19 protein-coding genes, 2 pseudogenes and 1 riboswitch are annotated in these 21,143 nt (G+C 74.8%); of the genes and pseudogenes, 15 read left to right on the top strand and 6 right to left on the bottom strand.

Features of this window, described 5'->3' with window-relative positions; translation table 11 throughout:
* Nucleotides 1–26: 26 nt before the first annotated feature.
* The 5 genes from G1H19_RS24595 (at nucleotide 27) to mftD (ending at nucleotide 6,880) form a co-directional block, all read left to right on the top strand.
* Nucleotides 27–1,160, top strand: a complete 1,134-nt coding sequence (locus tag G1H19_RS24595) for a VOC family protein (RefSeq protein WP_202925988.1) — start codon at nucleotides 27–29, stop codon at nucleotides 1,158–1,160.
* On the top strand, nucleotides 1,157–2,098 hold the full coding sequence (locus G1H19_RS14305; RefSeq protein WP_152731495.1) for a fumarylacetoacetate hydrolase family protein: 942 nt from the start codon (nucleotides 1,157–1,159) through the stop codon (nucleotides 2,096–2,098). The genes G1H19_RS24595 and G1H19_RS14305 overlap by 4 nt, the downstream gene beginning before the upstream one ends.
* The gene (locus G1H19_RS14310; RefSeq protein ID WP_152731496.1) at nucleotides 2,095–3,993 is read left to right on the top strand and encodes an acyl-CoA synthetase; all 1,899 of its coding nucleotides are present in this window, start codon (nucleotides 2,095–2,097) and stop codon (nucleotides 3,991–3,993) included. Before G1H19_RS14305 ends, G1H19_RS14310 begins: the two co-directional genes overlap by 4 nt.
* Nucleotides 3,990–5,540, top strand: a complete 1,551-nt coding sequence (gene mhpA / locus G1H19_RS14315) for a bifunctional 3-(3-hydroxy-phenyl)propionate/3-hydroxycinnamic acid hydroxylase MhpA (protein ID WP_152731497.1) — start codon at nucleotides 3,990–3,992, stop codon at nucleotides 5,538–5,540. The genes G1H19_RS14310 and mhpA overlap by 4 nt, the downstream gene beginning before the upstream one ends.
* 128 nt (nucleotides 5,541–5,668) lie before the next feature.
* Nucleotides 5,669–6,880, top strand: coding sequence for a pre-mycofactocin synthase MftD (gene mftD / locus G1H19_RS14320; protein ID WP_152731498.1), 1,212 nt, complete (start codon nucleotides 5,669–5,671; stop codon nucleotides 6,878–6,880).
* Nucleotides 6,881–6,905: 25 nt separating this feature from the next.
* On the opposite strand, the gene G1H19_RS14325 is transcribed toward mftD, so the two are convergent.
* Nucleotides 6,906–7,415, bottom strand: coding sequence for a nuclear transport factor 2 family protein (locus G1H19_RS14325; protein WP_152731499.1), 510 nt, complete (start codon nucleotides 7,413–7,415; stop codon nucleotides 6,906–6,908).
* Nucleotides 7,416–7,623: 208 nt separating this feature from the next.
* Between G1H19_RS14325 and G1H19_RS14330 the strand changes: the two genes are divergently transcribed.
* Entirely contained in the window at nucleotides 7,624–8,403 is a 780-nt protein-coding gene (locus tag G1H19_RS14330; protein WP_162393349.1) for an SDR family NAD(P)-dependent oxidoreductase, read from the top strand.
* A gap of 221 nt (nucleotides 8,404–8,624) precedes the next feature.
* Here the strand turns inward: G1H19_RS14330 and G1H19_RS14335 are convergent, their stop codons facing one another.
* Nucleotides 8,625–9,827, bottom strand: a complete 1,203-nt coding sequence (locus G1H19_RS14335) for an FAD-dependent monooxygenase (RefSeq protein WP_152731500.1) — start codon at nucleotides 9,825–9,827, stop codon at nucleotides 8,625–8,627.
* A 48-nt stretch (nucleotides 9,828–9,875) separates the two neighbouring features.
* On the opposite strand from G1H19_RS14335, the gene G1H19_RS14340 reads away from it, so the two are divergent.
* Complete coding sequence (locus G1H19_RS14340) at nucleotides 9,876–10,319, top strand: MarR family winged helix-turn-helix transcriptional regulator (protein WP_193616542.1); 444 nt, start codon at nucleotides 9,876–9,878, stop codon at nucleotides 10,317–10,319.
* 135 nt (nucleotides 10,320–10,454) lie between these two features.
* On the opposite strand, the gene fabG is transcribed toward G1H19_RS14340, so the two are convergent.
* A complete protein-coding gene (fabG, locus tag G1H19_RS14345; protein ID WP_162393350.1) occupies nucleotides 10,455–11,213 on the bottom strand; it encodes a 3-oxoacyl-ACP reductase FabG in 759 nt (252 codons plus the stop codon).
* A gap of 193 nt (nucleotides 11,214–11,406) precedes the next feature.
* Nucleotides 11,407–11,509, top strand: a riboswitch (TPP riboswitch).
* Here fabG and G1H19_RS14350 point away from each other — a divergent pair.
* The 4 genes and pseudogenes from G1H19_RS14350 (at nucleotide 11,507) to G1H19_RS14360 (ending at nucleotide 14,400) form a co-directional block, all read left to right on the top strand.
* Complete coding sequence (locus G1H19_RS14350) at nucleotides 11,507–12,136, top strand: ECF transporter S component (RefSeq protein WP_152731501.1); 630 nt, start codon at nucleotides 11,507–11,509, stop codon at nucleotides 12,134–12,136. It overlaps the preceding riboswitch by 3 nt.
* 91 nt (nucleotides 12,137–12,227) lie before the next feature.
* A pseudogene (locus G1H19_RS24895) lies at nucleotides 12,228–12,683 on the top strand (ABC transporter ATP-binding protein); the annotation flags it as partial.
* A 318-nt stretch (nucleotides 12,684–13,001) separates the two neighbouring features.
* A pseudogene (locus G1H19_RS24900) lies at nucleotides 13,002–13,577 on the top strand (ABC transporter ATP-binding protein); the annotation flags it as partial.
* Nucleotides 13,578–13,635: 58 nt separating this feature from the next.
* Nucleotides 13,636–14,400, top strand: coding sequence for an energy-coupling factor transporter transmembrane component T family protein (locus G1H19_RS14360; protein WP_202925989.1), 765 nt, complete (start codon nucleotides 13,636–13,638; stop codon nucleotides 14,398–14,400).
* Between the two features lie 204 nt (nucleotides 14,401–14,604).
* Here G1H19_RS14360 and G1H19_RS14365 read toward each other — a convergent pair whose 3' ends face one another.
* Nucleotides 14,605–16,149 carry a DUF6297 family protein gene (locus G1H19_RS14365; protein WP_152731502.1) on the bottom strand — a complete coding sequence of 515 codons (1,545 nt, stop codon included), beginning with the start codon at nucleotides 16,147–16,149 and terminating at the stop codon, nucleotides 14,605–14,607.
* Between the two features lie 66 nt (nucleotides 16,150–16,215).
* Nucleotides 16,216–16,902, bottom strand: a complete 687-nt coding sequence (locus G1H19_RS14370; protein WP_162393351.1) for an ABC transporter ATP-binding protein — start codon at nucleotides 16,900–16,902, stop codon at nucleotides 16,216–16,218.
* Nucleotides 16,903–17,376: 474 nt separating this feature from the next.
* On the opposite strand from G1H19_RS14370, the gene G1H19_RS14375 reads away from it, so the two are divergent.
* From G1H19_RS14375 to G1H19_RS14390, 4 genes are all read left to right on the top strand, one after another.
* Nucleotides 17,377–17,970: a hypothetical protein gene (locus tag G1H19_RS14375; RefSeq protein ID WP_204282680.1), complete on the top strand. Its 594-nt coding sequence runs from the start codon at nucleotides 17,377–17,379 to the stop codon at nucleotides 17,968–17,970.
* On the top strand, nucleotides 17,967–18,503 hold the full coding sequence (locus G1H19_RS14380; protein WP_152731504.1) for an RNA polymerase sigma factor: 537 nt from the start codon (nucleotides 17,967–17,969) through the stop codon (nucleotides 18,501–18,503). Before G1H19_RS14375 ends, G1H19_RS14380 begins: the two co-directional genes overlap by 4 nt.
* A gap of 192 nt (nucleotides 18,504–18,695) precedes the next feature.
* Nucleotides 18,696–19,133 (top strand): VOC family protein, encoded by a 438-nt coding sequence (locus G1H19_RS14385; protein WP_152731505.1) that lies wholly within the window; start codon nucleotides 18,696–18,698, stop codon nucleotides 19,131–19,133.
* 919 nt (nucleotides 19,134–20,052) lie between these two features.
* Entirely contained in the window at nucleotides 20,053–20,247 is a 195-nt protein-coding gene (locus G1H19_RS14390) for a hypothetical protein (protein WP_152731506.1), read from the top strand.
* 296 nt (nucleotides 20,248–20,543) lie between these two features.
* On the opposite strand, the gene G1H19_RS24600 is transcribed toward G1H19_RS14390, so the two are convergent.
* Entirely contained in the window at nucleotides 20,544–21,140 is a 597-nt protein-coding gene (locus G1H19_RS24600; RefSeq protein ID WP_152731507.1) for a TetR/AcrR family transcriptional regulator, read from the bottom strand.
* Nucleotides 21,141–21,143 lie beyond the last annotated feature (3 nt).

Consider the following 21,143-nt stretch of genomic DNA (forward strand, 5'->3'; position numbering starts at 1 on the left):
CACCCCCTGCTCGAGAGGAGCTCGCGGTGATCGAACAGCACGGAACCCACGACGACCTGCACAGCGAACGAGGCGCCCTGGCCGGTGAGCACCCCGGCCGGTCGCGGAACCCGCTGGTCAAGGTGCGCGACCTCGCCTGGCTGGAGTTCCAGAAGCCCGACCTGGACGGCGCGGCGCGCTTCGCCCGCTCCTTCGGCTTCGTGCCCACCCTGCAGACCCGCGACGAGCTGCACCTGCGCGGCGTGCTGGCCGGGGCGCCGTGCCTGGTGGTGCGCCGCGGACCCCGCTCGGCGTTCCTGGGGCCGACGTTCCTGGCCGCCGAGGCGGTCGACCTGGCCACCCTCGCCGACGCCCTCGGCAGCCGCGTGGAGCCGCTCGCCGATGCCCTGGGCGGCTGGGGCGTCCGGCTGCACGACCCCAGTGGCCTGCCGGTCCGGGTCGTGGCCGGGCTGCTCGAGCACGCCGCGCTGCCCACGCAGGCCCCGCTCACCTGGAACGTGGGGCACGAGCTGCACCGGGTGAACGCCACCCAGCGCCCGCCGCGCGAGCCGGCCCGGGTGGAGCGACTGGGCCACGTGGTGCTGCAGTCCAACCGTTACCGCCAGACCCTCGACTGGTACCTGGACACCCTCGGGATGATCGTCAGCGACTTCCTGTACTACGAGGGTCAGCGCGATCGTGGCCCCACCATGAGCTTCATCCGGTGCGACCGGGGGTCCGAGCCGGCCGACCACCACACCCTGGCGATGGCGCTCGGCCCGACCAACCGCTACGTGCACTCCGCCTACCAGGTGGCCGACATCGACGCCCTCGCCGCGGGCGGGGAGCACCTGCTCGAGGAGGGCTACACCCGCTCGTGGGGCATCGGCCGGCACATCCAGGGCAGCCAGATCTTCGACTACTGGCGCGACCCGGACGGCTTCCTGGTCGAGCACTTCTCCGACGGTGACCACTTCGACAACACGCTGGAGCCCGGCTGGGCGCCGATGACCGCCTCCGGCCTGGCCCAGTGGGGTCCGCCGGCCAGCAAGGACTTCCTCGGCCTGTCACCCCGCAAGTCCAGCCTCGAGGAGCTCGCCGGCATCGCCCGAGCACTGCGCGAGGAGAACGAATTCGATCTCGAGCGCCTGCGTGGCCTCGTGAAGGTGGGACTGTCATGAGCCGCTCCGTCCTCCGCACCAGCGACGCCTGGTACGTGCTCACCGATGCCGGGGCGGTGCGCGTGGACACGTCCGCGACCACCACCCGAGAGCTGCTCGCCGACCGGGCCGCCGTCGACGCGGCCGCGTCGTCCGGCGGACCCGCGGTGCCGGTCGACGAGCTGGCGCTCGTCTCCCCCGTCACCGCCCCGTGCCGCGTGGTGGCCCAGATGACCAACTACGAGTCGCACATCCGCGACTCCAACATGGACCCGGCGACCGTGCCGCTCACGTTCTTCCGCAAGTCCTCCGGGTCGATCTCCGGCCCGCACGCGGACGTCGTCCGGCCGGCGCACGTGCGCTTCCTGGACTACGAGGTGGAGATCGGCCTGGTCATCGGCCGGGACCTGCCCGTCGGCACCGACGTCACCGCCGGCGACCTCACCGACCTCGTGGCCGGGCTGGTGATCACCAACGACGTCTCGGCGCGCGACGTGCAGCTGCCCAAGACGCAGTTCTACGAGGCCAAGTCCTACCCGACGTTCACCCCCGTCGGGCCGGTGCTGCTGCTGCTCGACGCCGGGGAGTTCGCCCGGTTCGGCGAGCTGCGGCTCCGGCTGTGGGTCAACGGCTCCGTGCGGCAGGACAGCACGGTGGCGGACATGGTCTACCAGCCGCTGGAGGCACTGCAGGCCCTGGCCCGCTTCCAGCAGCTGCAGGCCGGCGACCTGCTGCTCACCGGCACCCCGGGTGGCACGGCACTCAAGGCACCGGCCCGACCGATCGAGCTGATCGGCGCGCTGCTGCCCCCGCACGTGAAGTGGAAGACGTTCTTCCGCCGGCAGGCGGCCAACCCCGACTACCTGCAGGACGGCGACGTCATGGAGCTGGCCATCGGCACCCCCGACGGTGCCCTGGACCTGGGCCGGCAGCGGACCGTGGTGCGGTGGGCGCGATGACCGACGTCGCCGTGACCGAACTGGTCTGGGCCGAGTGCTCCGGACCGGAGGACCTGACGCGGATCGAGCAGGTGCCGCTGGAGGAGCGCGGCCTGCCCGGCACCAGCTACGAGGCCCTGGCGCGTGCCGCCCGGCTCTGGCCCGACCGCACCGCGGTGGCCGTGCTGCCCGACGCCGAGCAGTACGAGACGCCGGCCACCCGCACGTTCGCACAGCTGCTGGCCGACGTGCACCGCGCGGCCAACCTGCTGCACGCCCTGGGGGTGCGGCGGGACGACGCCGTCGCGCTGCTCTCCCCGAACTGCGCCGAGCTGCTGCCCGCCCTGCTGGCCGCGCAGACCGCGGGCATCGTCCAGCCGGTCAACCCCGCGCTGGCCGAGACGCACGTCGCCGAGCTGGTCCGCCGCTCCGGCGCCCGGGTGCTGGTCACGTCGTCCCCCGCGCTGGACCCGACCGCCTGGTCGACCGCCGGGGCGCTGGCCGAGCAGGGCCTGCTCGACACCGTGCTGGTGCTCGCGCCCACCGGCGCGTCGGTGGGCGACGTCCCGGACGACCTGCACGGCGTGGCCGTCCTCGGGCTGGCCGACGCCGCCGCGGCCCACGACGACGGCGCGTTCGCCGGTACGCCGCCGACGGCGGAGAGCCTGGCCTCGCTCTTCCACACCGGTGGCACCACGGGCACACCGAAGCTCGCCGCGCACACCCACCGCAACGAGATCAGCGACGCCTGGATGATCGCCACCAGCAGCGAGTTCACCGAGGACAGCACGGGCTTCGCCGCGCTCCCGCTGTTCCACGTGAACGCGCTGGTCGTGACCCTGCTCGCCCCGCTGCTGCGCGGCCAGCGGGTGGTGTGGGCAGGGCCCCTGGGCTACCGCGAGCCGGCGCTCTACGGCTGCTTCTGGAAGATCGTGGAGCGCCACCGGATCGCGGCCATGAGCGCCGTGCCCACCGTCTACGCGGTGCTCACCGCCTGCCCGGTCGACGCCGACGTCTCCTCGCTGCGGTTCGCCCTCGTCGGGGCGTCCCCGCTGCCGGACTCCGTGCGTGCCGGGTTCCGCGAGCACACCGGCCTGGACCTCGTCGAGGGGTACGGCCTGACCGAGGCCACCTGCGCCACCGCGCGCAGCTTCCCGGCCGACCTGCGTGCCGGGTCGGTGGGCCAGCGCCTGCCCTACCAGGAGGTCCGCGCGGTCACCGTCGCCGGCGACGGCAGCTGGCAGGACCTGCCGGCCGGCGAGACCGGCCGGCTGGTCATCAGCGGGCCCACCGTCTTCCCCGGCTACGTGGTGGGCCGGGACGCCTCGGGGCTGCAGCTGGACGGGCTCGGTGCGCTGGTCGACGGCTGGCTGGACACCGGCGACCTCGGCTCGGTCGACGCCGACGGGTTCATCCGGCTCTCCGGCCGGGCCAAGGACCTGATCATCCGGGGTGGCCACAACATCGACCCCTCCACCGTGGAGGACGCGCTGCTGAGCCACCCCGCCGTCACCGGTGCCGCCGCCGTCGGCCGGCCCGACGTGCACGCCGGTGAGGTGCCGGTGGCCTACGTGACCCTCGCCCCGGGCGCCGAGGCCGACGAGCAGGCGCTGCGCGAGTGGGCGGCCGGCCACGTCCCGGAGCCGGCCGCGGCGCCGCGCTCGGTGACCGTGCGGCCCGACCTCCCGGTCACCGACGTGGGCAAGCCGTACAAGCTCCCGCTGCGCGCCCACGCCGCCGGGCAGGCCCTCGCCGAGGCGCTGGCCGACCTGCCCGGCGTCGTCGGCACCGAGGGCGCGGTCGAGGACGGTACGGTCGTCGTCACGGTCACGGTCGCGGCCGACCGGGACACCGCCGAGGTGACCGCGGTGCTGGAGCAGTTCACCGTGCGGGCCCGCGTGGAGGTACAGGCATGACCGGGAGCGCCGCCCACCCGGTCGTGGTGCTGGGGGCCGGCCCGGCCGGCGTCGTCGCCGCTTTGCTGCTGTCCCAGCAGGGCGTCCCGGTCCTGGTCCTGGACCGCTGGTCCTCGGTGTACCCGCAGCCTCGCGCCGTCCACCTGGACGACGAGGTGTACCGGCTGCTCGGCCGCCTCGGCCTGGCCGGCGCCTTCGCGGCGATCAGCCGGCCGGCCCTGGGCCTGCGGGCGCTGTCGGCCGACCACCGGGTGCTCGCGGAGTTCAGCCGGTCGGAGGCCACCGGCGTGCACGGCTACCCCCAGGCCAGCATGTTCGACCAGCCCGACCTGGAGGCCGCGCTGCGCGCGGACCTGCAGCAGCGGCCCGAGGTGACCTTCCGCGGCGACGTCGAGATCACCGGGCTGTCCACCTCGCCCGGTGGCTCGGTGCGGGTCGAGCTGCAGGACCGGCTGACCGGGGTCGAGGAGCACGTCACCGCCGAGTACGTGCTGGGCTGCGACGGCGCGAACAGCCTGGTGCGGCAGGTCCTCGGCATCGGCGTCCGCGACCTCGGCTTCGCCCAGCGCTGGCTCGTCGTCGACGTGGCCACCACGGCGGAGATGGACGCGTGGGAGGGCGTGCACCAGGTGTGCGACCCCCGCCGGGCCGGCACCTACATGCGGATCGGCACCACCCGCTACCGGTGGGAGTTCCAGCTGCTGGCCGGCGAGTCCGCGGCGGACTACACCGACCTCGCCCGGCTGCGCACGCTCATCGACCCGTGGGCCGCGCACGTGGCCGACGAGGAGCTCACCGTGCTGCGCACCGCCGAGTACGAGTTCCGGGCCCAGGTGGCCGAGCAGTGGCGGTCGGGCCGGGTGTTCCTGCTCGGCGACGCCGCCCACCTGACCCCGCCCTTCATCGGCCAGGGCATGGGCGCCGGGCTGCGGGACGCCGCGAACCTCTCCTGGAAGCTGGCCGGGGTGCTGCGGGGTGAGCTGCCCGGCGACGTGCTGGACACCTACCAGGCCGAGCGCAAGCCGCACGCCACGGCGATGGTGCGCCTGGCCATCGGCCTCGGCCGGGCGATGACCGACGGCGGCCGCCTCGGCGACCTGCTGCGCGAGCTGGTCGCCCCGCGGCTGCAGCTGCTGCCCGGGGTGCGGGCCCGGGTCCTGGACAGTGCCACGCCGCGGCTGTCGGCCGGGCCGCTCGTGCGACGCAGCCTGCGCAGCGGCCCGCTGCCCGGCCGGCTCTGCCCGAATGCCCTGGTCGACGGGCAGCGCCGGCTCGACGAGGTCGCACCCGACCAGTTCCTGCTGGTCAGCCGCCAGCCGTTCACCGGTCAGCAGCGGGACACGGTGGAACGCCGGGGCGCCGTCCCGCTGCAGGTGCGGGCCGGGGAGCCGCTGGAGCGGTGGCTGCGCCGGGGCCGGGCCGGCGCCGTCGTCGTCCGGCCCGACGGCACCGTGCTGGCCGCGGACCGGACGGTCGCCGCCGTCCTGCCGCACCTGCCCTCGTTCCGGGTGCCGGCCACCACGCGACCCGCGCTGCGGGTCGGCTGACCCACCCCGCGTGGCACTGAGTGCCACCCGGGGGGCGATGCGTGTCACACTGACGTGCCGGGGCTGGACCGGGCCGCGGCACGTCAGTGGACCGCCAGCAACGGAGCTGGCCGAGGAGGAGCACGCCCATGGCCAACGCCTGGTTCGAGTCGGTCGCCGAGGCGCAGCGCCGCGCCCGGAAGCGCCTGCCCTCCGGGGTCTACGGGGCGCTCGTCGCCGGGTCCGAGCGCGGGCTGACCGCCGACGACAACACCGCCGCCTTCGCCGAGCTGGGTTTCGCCCCGCACACCGCGGGCCTGAGCAACAAGCGCGAGCTGGGCACCACGGTGATGGGCCAGCAGGTCTCGCTGCCCGTGCTGATCAGCCCCACCGGCGTCCAGGCCGTGCACCCGGACGGCGAGGTCGCCGTCGCCCGGGCCGCCGCCTCCCGCGGCGTGGCGATGGGCCTGAGCTCCTTCGCCTCCAAGCCGGTCGAGGAGGTCGTCGCCGCCAACCCGAAGACGTTCTTCCAGATGTACTGGGTCGGCAGCCGCGAGGACATGGTCGCCCGGATGCACCGCGCCCGCGCCGCCGGCGCCGTCGGCATGATCGCCACGCTCGACTGGTCCTTCGCCTACGGCCGGGACTGGGGCAGCCCGTTCATCCCGGAGAAGATCGACCTCGAAGCCGTGCGGAAGTACGCCCCGCAGGTGCTCCTGCGCCCGCGCTGGCTGGCCGCCTTCGCCCGGACCGGCCGGATCCCGGACCTGTCCGTGCCCAACATGACGACGGCACCCGGCGCCCCGGCGCCCACGTTCTTCGGCGCCTACGGCGAGTGGATGGCCTCGCCCATGCCCAGCTGGGACGACGTCGCCTGGCTGCGCGCCCAGTGGGACGGACCGTTCATGCTCAAGGGCGTCATGCGGGTCGACGATGCCCACCGGGCCGTCGACGCCGGCGTCACCGCGATCTCGGTGTCCAACCACGGCGGCAACAACCTCGACGGCACCCCCGCCTCGATCCGTGCCCTGCCGGCGGTCGCCGAGGCGGTGGGCGACCAGGTCGAGGTGCTGCTGGACGGCGGCATCCGGCGCGGCGGCGACGTCGCCAAGGCCCTGGCGCTGGGCGCGAAGGCCGTCATGATCGGCCGGGCGTACCTGTGGGGTCTCGCGGCCAACGGGCAGGCCGGCGTGGAGAACGTGCTGGACCTGATGCGCGACGGGCTGGGCTCGGCGCTGGTCGGACTCGGGCACGAGTCGGTGCACGACCTGCGCCCCGACGACGTCGTCGTCCCCCCGGGTTTCGAGCGGCGCCTGGGCGCCGGGTCCCCCGCCCCGCAGGGGACGCCGACCCCCGGGTGAGCGCCGCCGGTGCGGGCGGCCGCGGTCAGCCGGCTGCCGGCGGGCCGCCCGGCGCCACCTCGGGCAGGGGTTCGCCGGCCATCCACACCTCGTGGATCCGGACGGTGGCGAACCGCCAGCCCTCCGGGGTGCGGCGCAGCGTGCAGTCGTACCAGCCGGCGCCGTCGGCGTGCCGGTGCTTGTCCTCGGTGAACCGGTGCACGCCGATCAGGTAGGACCGCGTGGTGGCGGTGTCGCCGTCGACGTGGATCGCGTGGTTGGCCGACAGGTGCCAGGTGGCGTGCCACTTGGCCAGACCGGTCGGTGACCCGGTCCGCATGAGCTGCTCGTGCCCGACCAGCACGAACGGGGCGCCCTCGACGGTGAAGGTGCCGTCGGGCAGGTACAGGGCCGTGTTCGCCTCGAAGTCCTTCTCGTCCAGCGTCCGGGCGAACTCGACGAGCAGGTCGCTGATCGCGGCCCGGTCGACCAGCCACTGCAGCTGCTCGGCCGGGTCGGTCGGTGGTGCCGGGACGCGTGCGGTGGGGGTGCTCATCTGCGGGTGTCCTCCGGGTCGGTGGTACGGGGCGGTGGGTGGTGCAGGGGCTGGTCGAGCGGGTGACGCCGCTGATCAGGACGGCACGGCGCTGCCGGGGACAGCATGCTGCAGTCCTCCCCGGCGGTCTGCGGCACCAGCGCGACAGCACCCGACCGCCGGGGACGGACGTGCGGGGCCCGGGCAGGGTGCTGGCAGGGTGTGCCCGGTGGACATCGCAACGGCACGGGTGTGGGTCACCGGCGCGTCGTCGGGCATCGGGGCGGCGCTGGCCCGGGAGCTGGCCGACCGTGGCGCGCGCGTCGCGATCAGCGCCCGGGACGCCGAGCGGCTGACCGCGGTGGCGGCGGGGCGGATGCACGTGCAGCCGGTCGACGTCACCGACCGGGCCGCCACGGTGGCCGCCGGTGCCGCGGTGCGCGAGGCGCTGGGCGGGCTGGACCTGGCGGTGCTCAACGCCGGCACCTGGTCGCAGTTCCACGTGGAGCAGTGGGACTCCCAGGCCTTCGCCGACCACCTGCAGGTCAACCTGATGGGCACCGTGCACTCGCTGGAGGCGGTGGTGCCGGCGATGCTGGCCGCCGGCCACGGGCAGATCGCCGGGATGGCCTCGGTCGCGGGCTACCGGGGCATCCCCGGGTCGGAGGCCTACGGCGCGAGCAAGGCGGCGCTGCTCAACCTCCTCGAGAGCCTGCGCGCCTCGCTGGGCGTGCGCGGGATCGTGGTGCAGACCATCTCCCCGGGTTTCGTCCGCACCCCGATGACCGACCGCAACCGCTTCCCGATGCCGTTCATGGTCGAGCCGGAGCAGGCCGCACGCTCCATCGCCGACGGGATCGCCAAGGGCAAGGCGGAGATCGTCTTCCCGGCCCCGATGATGGTCGCGATGAAGCTCGCCCGACTGGTCCCGGTGCGCCCGTGGACGGCCCTGACCGCCGTGCTGGCCCGCCGCGGGCTGCACGGCGGTCCGGCCAACCGCGCCGGCTGACCCGGTCGGACGACGGTCCGGTGACCGTCGTCCTGTCACCTGACCGGGCCATCGACGTGCACGGGTCAGGAGGAGGGGCACCGGGTGGGAGACGCACCACCTGCGCGCGTCCGGGACGCGCGACCCCTGAGCGACAGCGACCGACCCGTGTCCCGCGGCTCCACCGGGTCGCCGCCGGGGCCCAGGTGTGCCCGGCCAGGTCCGCCGACGGAGTCGTCGGCCTACCGGCAGGTCGGCCACGCCGGCAGCTCGTACTGGTCCGCCGGCGGCGAACCGATGCCACCGAGGACGCCGCCCAGTCGCTGCGCGGGCGCGCTGCCGATGACCCGCAACGCGGCGCCGAAGGCCTTGGTGCCCAGCGCGCTGCGGGGGTTGGCCACCCGTGGGGTGCCCGGCGGCAGCGACTGCGCCTTGCCGACGAAGGGCCGCATCCGTCGCTCGTACTCGGCGAGTCCGGCGTGGTGGTCGGTGGCCCCGGCGAGGCACGCGGCCAGCGTGTAGGCGCCGGACAGTGCCAGCGTGGTGCCGATGCCGCTGACCGGGGTGGCGCACCAGGCGGCGTCCCCGACGACCGCGACCCGGCCGGCCGACCAGGTGGGCAGGCGCATCTGCGCGAGGTCCTCCAGGTAGAACGGGGCCCCGTCCTCCAGCGCCGCCAGCACCCGGGGGGCTGCCTGCTCGACGTCGGCGAACGCCCGCCGCAGCACGATCACCTGACCGGAGCGGTCCAGCTCGTCCAGCCCACGCGTGTCCGACATCAGGTTGACCGACGCGCGGATGGTGCCGACGTCGTCCGGACGCAGACTCACCCCACGCCCACCGCCGACGACGAACCAGCGCCACTCGTCCGTGTCGTCGTCCCGGCGCGGGATCGTCAGGTATGCGACGTACATGCCCAGGTGCTGCTTGCGGGCGTCGGGGAGGACCAGGGCGCGGCTGCGCGAGTTGACACCCTCGGCCAGGACGACGAGGTCGAAGCGCTGCTCGCGGCCGGAGGCGAAGGTGACGTCGACGCCGCCGGCGTCCTGCCCCAGCCCGGCGATCTGGTCGCCGAACAGGTACGAGACGTCCCCGGCGGTGGCGTCGTGCAGGAGCGCGCCGAGCCGGCCACGGAGGATCTCCAGCTCGGCGGTGGGGCCGGACGTGTCGTCGGTGCCGGCGGTGAAGCGGGCGAGCTCGCGGCCCTGTGCGTCGAGGAAGACGGTGCCCTGCTCGCCGGTGGTGGCAGCCAGCGCGGCGTCCTCGAGCCCCATCCGGCGGAGCACCTCGCGGGCGGCGCCGCGCACGTCGATGTTCTGCCCCTCCTCGCGCAGGGCGTCGGTGCGCTCGACGACGGCGACCTCCCAGCCGGCGCGGGCGAGCCAGTAGGCCAGGGTGGGTCCGGCGATGCTGGCGCCGGAGACGAGGATGCTGCGTGAGGTCATGACCTCAGTAGACAGGTAGCTAGATTGTCTAGCAAATCAGGAGGTGTGGTGGCCGACGACGCGACGATGCCGGGACTGGCCCCGGCGACCGTGGGTCTGCGGGACCTGATGAACGCCTCCCGCGAGCTGACCGGCCGGATGGCCCGCCGCCTGGACATGCCCGCCACCGACGTGGCCGCGGTCGGCCAGCTGGACATGGCCGGCCCGTTGACCGTGGGCGCGTTGGCCGACCGGCTGGGCATCCGGACGGCGTCCGCGACCGTGCTGGTCGACCGGCTGGTGGCCGCGGGGCGGGCCGAGCGCCGTCCGCACCCGACCGACCGGCGCAGCACCGTGGTGCACCTGACCGGCCCCGCGCGGGAGGAGAGCTGGGCGGTGTGGGAGCCGGTGATCCGGGCGATGGACTCGGTCGCGGCCGGCCTGCCCGCCGAGCAGCAGGCCGTGGTGACCGACTACCTGCAGCGGGTCACGGCCACGATGCTGGCGTCCTGAGTCGCGGCCGCGACAGCTCGGTACCGGTCGACGACCACCTGCCGGTCAGGACCGCTGGCACCGGCATCGGCGTGGCCAGGAGGACCTCCGGGACGGGCGCGGCCTGCACCCGGAGGTCCACCCGACGCGCCGGGTCTAGTCGCGCGGGCCACCGGCCACGTAGATGACCTGACCGGAGACGAAGCCGGCACCCTCGCTGACGAGGAACGAGACGGTGTGCGCGATGTCCTCGGGCTGACCGACGCGCTGTACCGGGATGTCCTTGGCGGCGAACGCCTTGAAGTCCTCGAAGGACATCTTCAGCCGGGCTGCGGTGGCCACGGTCATCTCGGTCTCGATGAAGCCGGGGCCGATCGCGTTGGCGGTCACGCCGAAGCGGCCGAGCTCGAGGGCGAGGGTCTTGGTGTACCCCTGGATCCCGGCCTTGGCCGCGGAGTAGTTGACCTGACCGCGGTTGCCCAGCGCCGAGACGCTGGAGAGGTTCACGATCCGACCCCACTGAGCCGACACCATGTAGCTCTGCGTCGCCCTGGCCATCAGGAACGCACCGCGCAGGTGCACGTCCATGACCAGGTCCCACTCGTCGACGCTCATCTTGAACAGCAGGTTGTCCCGGGTGATGCCGGCGTTGTTGACCAGCACCGTGGGCGCGCCCAGCTCGGTGGCGACCCGCTCGACGGCGGCATTCACCGACGCCTCGTCGGCGACGTCCGCCTCGACGGCGAGGGCCTGCCCACCGGCGGAGGTGATGGCCTCGACGGTCCCCGCGCAGGCCCCCTCGTCCAGGTCGAGCACGGCCACGGCCATGCCGTCGGCGGCCAGCCGCTGGGCCACGCCCGCGCCGATCCCCCGTGCCGCCCCGGTGACGATGGCCGTCCTGCGTTCGGTTGCCACGTTGCATCTCCTCGCTGTCGAGAGCGGGTGAGCCGGCGAGGAGCTGATGCCCTCGCGTCGCCCGCCGTCCTCTGGTCCGGACCCGATCTCACCACGGGGACGCCGGGCACCCGCCGAGCGGGGCACCCGCGGCCCGCGTCGCGGCCCCCCGGCAGCTCCTGGAGACGGCGGGGTACCTTGCAGCGCACAGAGCACCACACGACAGGGGAGCGCCTCGGCGCTGAGAGTGCGGGCAACCGCAGACCCTCGTACCTGATCTGGGTCATGCCAGCGCAGGGAGTCCTGGAGGAACCATGGCCGACCAGGCCGTCCGTCCGTCGTCCGCTGCCGATGCCACGGCGCCGCGCCGCTCGTGGCGCACCGTCGACATCGTCGTCACCGCCGTCCTCGGCGTCGCCTTCGGCGTCGTCTTCTGGGGCTGGAACCTGCTCAACAGCACGCTCGCGACCCCGCTGGACTTCTTCCCCCCGATCAAGGGCCTGCTCAACGGCGTCTACCTGATGCCGGGCGTCGTGGCCGGGCTGCTCGTGCGCAAGCCGGGCGCCGCCACGTTCGCCTCCACCCTGGCCGCGACGGTCAGCATCCTGCTCGGCTCGCCCTACGGCGGCATCATCGTCGTCTACGGCCTGGTCCAGGGCCTGGGCGGCGAGCTGGGCTTCCTGCTCACCCGCTACCGCAGCTTCGGCTGGGCGACGGCGGTGCTGGCCGCGGTCACGGCCGGGCTGTCGACGTCGGTCATGGACCTGGCGCTGTACTACCCGGTGTCGGCCGAGTTCCCGTTCGCGTCGTTCGCGCTGCCGTACGTGCTGTCCACCGTGGTCTCCAGCGTGGTGCTGGCCGGGGTGGTGGGTGTCCTGCTGGTGCGGGCACTGGCCGGCACGGGTGCGCTGACCGCCTTCGCCTCCGGTCGCCAACGCGTCTGAACCGCGCCCGGTGACCACCGCCGACCCCGCCGTCCCGATGGCCGGCCAGCGGGACCGACGCCCGGCCCGCGTGCTCGCGCGCGGGCTGGGCGTGCGGCACGCGGGCCGGCTGGCCTGGGCGCTGCGCGACGTGGACCTCGTCGTCGAGCCGGGCGAGCGGGTGCTGGTGACCGGCGCGTCCGGGGCCGGGAAGTCCACCCTGCTCACCGCCGTGGCCGGCCTGCTCGACCCCGACTCGGCCGAGCTCACCGGTGAGCTGACCGTGGACGGGCACCCGCCGCGGGACCGGCGCAGCGGGCTGGGCCTGCTCGCCCAGGACCCGGACAGCCAGCTGGTCATGACCCGCGCCGGGGACGACGTCGCGTTCGGGCTGGAGAACGCCGGCGTGCCCGCCGAGCAGATCTGGCCGCGGGTCGACGCGGCGCTGGCCGCGGTGGGCTTCCGGCACGGCCGGGACCGGCCCACCCAGGCGCTGTCCGGCGGGGAGAAGCAGCGCCTCGTGCTGGCCGGCGCGCTGGTGCGCCGGCCCGGCCTGCTGCTGCTCGACGAGCCCACCGCCCAGCTCGACCCGGACGGCGCAGCCCTGGTGCGCTCCGCGGTGGCCCAGGCGACCGCGGACCGGGCGGTGACCGTGCTGGTCGTGGACCACGACGCCGGGCCGTGGCTGCCGCTGGTCGACCGGGTCGTGCAGGTCGGCCCGGACGGCGTCGTCGAGCACGGGCCGGACTGGCGGCCCGTGCCGCGGACGAGCGGGCTGCAGCTCCCGCCGGGTGGTGACGGACCGGTCCTGCTCGCCGCCCACGCCGCCGGCTGGACCTACCGCGGGGCGGCGGCGCCGGCGCTGCCGCCCACCGACGTGGAGCTGCGGGCGGGTCGGGCCGTGGCCGTGACCGGCCGGAACGGCACCGGGAAGTCCACCCTCGCGCTGCTGCTGGCCGGTCTGCGGGCGCCGACCACCGGGCGGGTGGAGGCCGCCGACGAGCTGACCGCGGGAGCCCGCCGGCGGGAGCCGCACCGCTGGCGGGCCGCGGAGCTGGTCACCCGGATCGGCACGGTCTTCCAGCAGCCCGAGCACCAGTTCCTCACCGGCCGGCTGCGCGACGAGCTGGCCCTGGGGCCGCTGCGCTCCGGGTCCGGCGACGCCGCCGCCCGGGCGATGGCCGACGAGCTGCTGGAGCGCCTCGGCCTCGCCGCGTTCGCCGACGTCAACCCGTTCACGCTGTCCGGCGGGCAGCAGCGCCGGCTGTCGGTGGCGACCGCGCTGGCGACGTCCCCGCGGGTGCTGGTGCTCGACGAGCCCACCTTCGGCCAGGACGCCGCGACCTGGCGGGAGCTGGTGCAGCTGCTGGCCGAGCGCCGCGCCGCCGGGTGCGCGGTCGCGGTGGTCACGCACGACGCCGACCTGGTCGACGTGCTGGCCGACGAGGAGCTGCGGCTGTGACCGCCTCCCTGCTCCCAGAACCCGCTGTGGCCCCCGCCCTGCCCCCGGACCCCGCCCTGTGACCGCCTCGCTCGCTCTGGGGCCCACGCCCGACGTCCCGCTGTCCCGGGTCAACCCGGTCGCCCAGCTCGCCGCGATCGTCGCGGTCACCGTCGTCCTGCTGACCAGCCTGGACGTCGTCACGCCGGCGGTCGTGCTGGCCGCCGAGCTGTGCCTGCTGCCCGCCGCCGGCCTGACCAGCCCCCGTGCGCTGTGGCTGCGCACCTGGCCGTTGCTGTTCGGCGCGGTGATGGTGGGCGTGGTCAACGTCGTGCTGTCCCGGGACGCCGCGCTGGTCACCGGCCTGGGCCTGGCCCTGCGGGTGGTCGCGCTGGCCCTGCCCGGCGTCCTGCTGGTGGCCGCCACCGACCCGGTGCGGCTGGCCGACGCGCTGACGGTGCACTGGCGGCTGTCCACCCGGTTCGCCTACGGCGCGCTGGCGGCGCTCCGGCTGGCCCCGCTGCTGGTCGTGGAGCTGGAGTCGGTGCGGCTGGCCCGGCGCACCCGCGGCGTCGACGCCGGCCGCAACCCGGTCGCCCACGCGCGGCTGCTGGCCGGGATCGGCTTCCTGCTGCTGGTCAGCGCGGTGCGCCGGGGCACGCGGCTGGCCACCGCCATGGACGCGCGCGGCTTCGACTCCGGCATCCCGCGCACCAACGCCCGCGGCTCCACGCTGCACGCCAGGGACGCGGTGTTCGTGGCCGGCACCGTCGCGGTCTGCGCCCTCGCCGTCACCACCAGCGTGCTCACCGGCGCCTGGGACCCGATCTTCGTCGGCGGCTGACCCCACCCGACGGCCCTCCCCGCGCAAACGGCCGCCGGTGCGCCCGACCCCCCAGCCCTTTCCGCGGAAATGGCCGCCGGAGCACGACCCTCGGCGGCCCTTTCCGCGGAAACGGCCGCCGGTGCCCGACCCCGACGGCCGTTTCCGCGGAAGTGGTCGGGGGCGCGCGACCCTGGGCGGCCGTTTCCGCGGGAAGGGCCGGAGTCAGGTGCGGGAGGAGTGGGCGGTGTGCACGGCGACCGCGCCGAGCAGCAGGGCCCAGCCGAGCTGGACGGTGAGCAGCAGCTGGGTCGGCTCACCCACCAGCAGCGCGACGACGAACGGCAGCGTGCCGACGACGCCGACGTCGAGACCGCGCACCAGCGTCGCGCCCACACCACTGGGCACAGCCCCCATCGGCGAGGACACCACCGGCCCGGACCAGTCCAGCTCGGGCCGGTAGCCGCCGCGCACCGCGGCACCCGCCCAGGCCGGGGCGGCGGCCGCGCCGAGCAGCAACCAGCCCACCGGCAGCCCGGCGCCCTGGCTGACCAGCAGCGCAGAGACGCCGCACACGCCCACCAGCACCACCAGTGGGACGACGGCGCGCGCCCGCACCACCTCCCGGTCGGCCAGCGGCAGCATCCGGTCCGCGGCCGGTGCGGCCTGCGCGTGCCGGCTGGGCTCGCCGAGGGCCACCGCGGCCAGGGCCCAGCCGAGCACCACGGCGATGCCGACCAGCGGCGGGGACTCCCCCAGGCCCTCGGTGCGGGCCACCAGCACCGGCAGCAGGCAGCCCACCACCAGCTGCCCCCAGCGCCACGGCGAGCGGGTCAGCACCGCGAGGTCGGAGGCGACGACCGCCTGTGCCGCGGTGCGCACCCGGCCGAACGCGGCCGGCCGGCGGCCCCGGCGCACCGGCCGGGCCAGCGCCCGCCCGATCGCCCGGGTGTCCAGGGACAGCACCGACGCCGAGGCGTACTGCACCGTCTCCCCGCCGGCCCGCAGCACGCCGGCCCGCAGCCCGGCCAGACCCCGGTCGCCCAGCACCAGGCCCGCGACGGCCAGCAGCGCTGCGGGCACCAGCAGCCACCAGGACCCGCCGGCCACCAGCACCGGCCAGGACGACGGCAGGCACAGCTCCAGCCAGTACGGCGGGTCGCCGACGGCGGCGCCGAGGGCGTGCGCGGCGGTGCCGCCCAGGGCCGGTAGCGCCACGGCCAGCACCGTCACCAGCCCGGCGGCGGCACTGACCCGACCCCCGCGCCCGGCACCCTGGGCGGCGGCCAGCAGCCCGGTGACGGCGGCGCCCAGCAGCCCCGCGCAGGCCAGCCCCAGCAGCACCCCGGTCACGGTGGGCGAGCGCGCCCCGGACAGCACGACCGGCAGCCCGAGCACGACCGAGACGACGACGGCGACCAGGCCGATCCGCCACAGCTCACCGCGCAGCAGGCCCCGGCGGGCCGCCGGCAGCGGCAGCCACCACGCGGCGGCCGGCGGCGTCGCGCTGACCGGGCCCAACTGGTCCAGCAGGCCCGCCAGGGCGGCGGCCACCACCAGGCCCGCGACCGCGGCGCTCACCGACCCGGGCAGCACCGCCGAGACGGTGTCCTCCCGGGAGCGGATGTCCTCCCGCAGCGAGGTGATCGTGCTGCCCAGCGCGGCAACGACGACGGCGGCGCCGGTCACGTAGGAGACCAGGTCGCCCAGCAGGGTCAGCCAGCTGGTGTCGGCCCGCGCCGCGGAGGCCCGCCGGGTGAACCGCCGCACCCCGGCGGCGGTGAGCTCACCGGCCTGGTCGGCGTGGGCGTGCCCGGGCAGTGCGGTGTCCGTGGCTCAGCCCTCGTGCAGCGCGGCGACGGCCTCGGCCGGGCCGGTGAGCCGGCAGGCGTCGTCCCCGACGATCAGCACCCGGCGGGCGAGGGTGGCCAGGAACTCCGGATCGTGGCTGGCGAACACCACGGTCAGCCCGTCGGCGACCTCCTCGCGCAGCCGCTCGGCGAGCCGGCGCCGCATCCGGGTGTCCAGCCGGCGCTCCGGCTCGTCGAGCACCAGCAGCCGGGCCGGCCGGACGAACGCGGCCGCCAGCGCCAGCCGCCGCCGCTGGCCGGAGGAGAGCGCCGAGGGCAGGGCGTCGGCCCGGTCCTGCAGCCCGAACTCGGCGATCTCCGCGGCAACGACGTCCTCCGCGGCGTCGACGCCGTGCCCGCGGGCGGTGAGCAGCAGGTGCTCCTGGCCGGTGAGCGAGGGGAAGAAGGCGTCGTCGTCCAGCACGGTGGCGACGTCCCGGCGGAACCCGGCCTCCCGCTCGTCGACGTCCCGGCCGTCGAACTGGACGCTGCCGCTGATCGGGGCCAGCAGCCCCACCATCGTCTGCAGCACCGTGGACTTGCCGGCGCCGTTCGGGCCGACCACGCCCAGGGCGGTGCCCTCGGTGACGGCGACGCTGACCGGCGCGCACACCGGGTCGGTGCCGTAGCCCACGACGAGGTCGCGGGCGATGATCAACCCCTTCGTCGCCACGCCGGGACTGTAGGCCCTGCGACTGGGCTGCCTGGTGCTGCCGGAGGCCCGAACCACTCGGGACGAGACCGCGCCCGGGACCTCGACCAGTCCCGGAGAGGCCGGTCAGGTCGGCGGCGGGAGGATCGAAAGACACGTCCCCGTCCGCGTGGAGCGGTTGTCGATGTCCCCGTGACCGCCGACCCAGCTGATCGCCGCGTCGCCGGCGCTCGGCTGCGGAGGTCCTCGGTAAAGCGATCCCGCTGGTGAAACAGAAGGCGTCGGCCGCGACAAGTAGTGGATGACACGACCGCGCCACGACCGCAAGGGGCAACGCACATGAGCACGAACGCCGACCCGCTGGACACGATCCTGCGGAGAGCAGCGCCGGTGGACCAGGCGTCACTGGACACACCTGAGGTCCACGATGCCATCGGCGCGATGCTGGCCCAGGCCCACTCCCGCGGGGACGTCGACGGGCAGGACGGGGCCGACGTGCTCCCCCTCACCGGCGAACGCACCGGATCGCGGACCGCAGCGCGACGTCGGACGACAGTGTTCCGCGCCGCCGTCGCGACCTCGCTGGTCCTCGCGGCGGGTACCGGCGTCGCTGCCGCGACCGGCTTCCTCGAGCTGCACACCGGTGTCTTCGGAGAGCCGGGCATGACCGAGAACGACACCTCAGAGCTCCTCCGCGCGGCGTCGCCCGAGGTGCCGGACCTGCTGCGCAGCTACGTGGCGGAGCTGCCCCTGGCACCCGGCTTCGACGCGGAGCCGCTCATCGACCGGTTCATGGCCGGCGACCACGGTTTGGTCCAGGCAGACGGCCTGCGCGGCCAGACGTTCTTCTGGAGCGTCTGCTCGTGGGAACTGTCCTGGCTGGACGCCCACGCGGCGGGCGACGCCGAGGCGCAGGACCGGGCGACGGTGCAGCTCGCCCGCTTCCCTGACGAGCCGGTACTGGGCGACATCGACGGTGCAGGCGTCACTGAGTCCCTGCGGCAGATCGCCGCGGCCGCTCAGGCTGGCGACCCTCGCCCGATCCAGCGCGACACCGACGTCAACTGCGACCTCGACATCGCCAGATGAGCGGCATGCCGCCGGTCGAGGAGCAGATCGCGGCGCTGTACCGCGAGCACGGGCACCGGGTCCTCGGCTACCTGGCGCGGCGCGTGCAGCCCGTCGAGGACGCGGCTGACCTGCTCAGCGAGACGATGCTGATCACCTGGCGCCGCCGCGCCGACCTGCCGGTCTCACCCCACGACGTCCCGTGGCTGTTCGGTGTGGCCCGGAACGTGCTGGCCAACCACCGCCGGTCGACCACGCGGCGCCACACGGCTACCGCGCACCTCGCCAGCCTGCTCACCGAACGTACGCAGCCCTCGGCCGGTGGGCACGTCGACGCAGGTCTCGACGCCCGCCGCGCGTTGGGCCAGCTGTCGGAGGTCGACCGGGAGATCGTCACGCTCATTGCGTGGGACGGTCTGACGTCGGCGGAGGTCAGCATGGTTTTGAACCTCCCGAGTGCCACCGTCCGCACACGGCTCGCGCGATCCCGACGACGCCTGCGGCAGCTCATGAGCGACTACGCCCCGGAGGAGGACCCAGCGCGCATGGTCTAGCTGACCGCACTGGGCTGATCACCGGAGACGACGCCCGTGCCCGGCCGCTCCTGGGCGCGGCCGACGGTCGCCGACCCGACCGGGCGACCTGGATTCGGTCCGCAGCGACTCTCGTGCCTCGGGCGGGCTGGCAGCCAGACCCCTGCCGCGACTGCGCTGGCCGGCCTCGAGTCGGGGTGCCACGCTCGCGGGATGAGCGAGGTGACCGGTGTGCCCGTCGTGCGGCAGGTGGTGCTCGACTGCCGCGACCCGCGGGCGCTTGCGGAGTTCTACCGGGAGCTGCTGGGCCTGCGCTACCGCGCCGGCGACGAGCCGCCACCGCCCGGCCAGCCCGACCCGGCCGGCGCGGACTGGCTGTGCCTGCGCCGTCCGGACGGCGAGCCGTGCCTGGCGTTCCAGGCGGTCCCCGGCCTGCCGGAGCCCGGCTGGCCGGACGGCCCGCACCCGCAGATGCTGCACCTGGACTGCACCGTGCCGACGGTGGCCGACCTGGACCGGGCGCACGGGCGGGCGCTGGCCCTGGGCGCCCGGCTGCTGCGTGACCGGTCGGACGACCCGGAGGAGCCGCTGCGGGTGTACGCCGACCCCGCCGGCCACCCGTTCTGCGTCTTCGTCGTCCCACCGGACTGAACCAGGCCGTTGCTGACCCCGCTCGATGCCGGGCTCGACGATCGGCTTCGAGGTCGGCGAGCTGGTCCTCCGCTTGGTGGGGCCACCTCGCCCTACAACGGGTTCGTCATCGACGATGCCCCTCCTCCGCCGCAGACGCCAGGACGCCCTCGGACGCATGACCCCGATCGAGTTCGAGACGCTGACCCCAGCCGCTCACGCGGCCCTGATCGCCCGATCGATCCAAGTCAACTGACGACTGGGCAGTCCCATTCTCTGTGCGCGCGATGCCGAGACCCGGAGCCCTTGCCCATCTCCCCCTGTAGGAGCTCACCGAGATCTCACAGCTTCTCCACACGCCATGAGCGCGGGTTGCACACATCGACAGAGAGCGGCAGATTGCACGGCGCAACCACCTGGTTGTCACTCTGAGTCCGAGCTTGCAGACCGCAGTGGAGTTCCGGCGATGCATCGTGCGATGAGGTCTTCGATTGCTGGGCTGGCGGCCCCGCTCGTCTCTGCAGGGCGGTCAGCATGGCCGAGCCAGCCTCGGCGTCGGTCGCCGACGGCAACTACGCGGTGTGCGGCTTCGGCACGACGCAGACCGAATGGACCGGCAAGGACCCTCGGACCTGTGGAGGTCAGTACTACTGGCTCTTCGAGAACAACACCCCGGTCCTGAAGATCCAGTACCCCCAGGGGAAGAGGGACGTCTGGTCGGAGATCGAACAGGGTCACGACGCCGTGCAGCAGTGGTGTTCCTCGAACTCGGCCACCTGCACACTCATCACGTCCGTCGGGGTCGCCGTGGTCCAGTCCCTTCTGGACTGGTTGTCCCCCCTGGCGCAACACAGCGGGACGGTGAGCGGCCCGCATCGACGGCCAGCATCACATCAATCGTCAGCTCGCGCACGACGCCTTCGTACTGGAGGGAAGACTGGTGAACACCCTGCCCATGCCGCCGATGCAAGGTGCCGAGAAGCGAACATCGGCCATTGCGATCCTGGGGGCAGTACTGGGATTGGCGATCGTCGCGCTGGTCCCGGCGAGCAACCTCTTGTTGTACGTCGGTGTCGCGCTGATCACCTCGTCCACGATCACGTGCCTGAAGGCGTGGGCACGGCAGCGTCGCTGAACGACTGGTTCTCCACACGCCTCGTGCCGGGCCGCCCACCCAACGCCCACAGCGGCCAGGACTCACCCGACGTCTGCTGAGTTCCGGGGCCATGGCGAGAGCCGTTCGGCGGCGATCGCGGCCCCCAGGCGGTGTCGGCAGCCAGCCAGCGGCGTGCTCCTCCGCGCGGGCCTCCCTCGCGCGCTGGGCCTGCGCCAGGGCGGTGACGGCGGCGTCCTCGGCTGCCAGCGGCACCCACGGCTCACCGACCGCGCGTCCTGCCGTGCCGACGGTGACCCCGGACTGCCGACGGCGACTCAGGGCGGGCCGGCGAGCGCGTGCACGTGCGCGCGCAGCACGGCGCGCACGTGCTCGGCGGGGTACCGGTCGGGCCACAGCGTGCTGTGCAGGGCCAGCCCGTCGACCAGCGGGTACAGCAGGTCCACCGCCGACGCGGGGTCGCGGTCGGGGTGCAGCCCACCGTCCCCGGCCAGCAGCCGCACCGCCGCCGCGACAGCCTGCCGGCTGGCGGCCTCGGCGACCCCGCGGATCTCCCGCAGCGGCCCCTCGGCGTGCGGCCGGCCGAGGAAGGCCAGGTACACCTCGGTCTCGGCCCGGCGCTGCTCGTCCAGCGGCAGCATCTGCTCCAGCAGGAACAGTGCCGCCTCCACACCGGCCAGCCCGGGCAGCGAGACCGCCAGCCGCTCCCCCACCCGGTCGACGACGGCGCGCAGCGAGAACGCGGCCAGCTCGTCCTGGGTGGCGAACCAGTGCCGCAGCGCGCCGGCGCTGGTGCCCGCCTCGGCGGCGACCGAGCGCACCGAGATGCCGTCGATGCCCTCGCGGCGGACCACCCGCCAGAGGGCCTCGGCGAGCTCGCGGCGGCGCGCCTCGCGGTCGACGGTCCTCGGCACGCC

The sequence above is a fragment of the Goekera deserti genome, assembly GCF_010685995.1.
GTDB classification, from domain to species: Bacteria; Actinomycetota; Actinomycetes; order Mycobacteriales; family Geodermatophilaceae; genus Goekera; species Goekera deserti.

Coding starts and splice junctions, on each gene's coding strand:
- G1H19_RS14305 (WP_152731495.1), top strand. CDS start 1,157: ATGAGCCGCTCCGTCCTCCGCACCAGCGACGCCTGGTACGTGCTCACC.
- mhpA (WP_152731497.1), top strand. CDS start 3,990: ATGACCGGGAGCGCCGCCCACCCGGTCGTGGTGCTGGGGGCCGGCCCG.
- G1H19_RS14310 (WP_152731496.1), top strand. CDS start 2,095: ATGACCGACGTCGCCGTGACCGAACTGGTCTGGGCCGAGTGCTCCGGA.
- G1H19_RS14385 (WP_152731505.1), top strand. CDS start 18,696: ATGAGCGAGGTGACCGGTGTGCCCGTCGTGCGGCAGGTGGTGCTCGAC.
- G1H19_RS14350 (WP_152731501.1), top strand. CDS start 11,507: ATGGCCGACCAGGCCGTCCGTCCGTCGTCCGCTGCCGATGCCACGGCG.
- G1H19_RS14335 (WP_152731500.1), bottom strand. CDS start 9,827: ATGACCTCACGCAGCATCCTCGTCTCCGGCGCCAGCATCGCCGGACCC.
- G1H19_RS14325 (WP_152731499.1), bottom strand. CDS start 7,415: ATGAGCACCCCCACCGCACGCGTCCCGGCACCACCGACCGACCCGGCC.
- mftD (WP_152731498.1), top strand. CDS start 5,669: ATGGCCAACGCCTGGTTCGAGTCGGTCGCCGAGGCGCAGCGCCGCGCC.
- G1H19_RS14380 (WP_152731504.1), top strand. CDS start 17,967: ATGAGCGGCATGCCGCCGGTCGAGGAGCAGATCGCGGCGCTGTACCGC.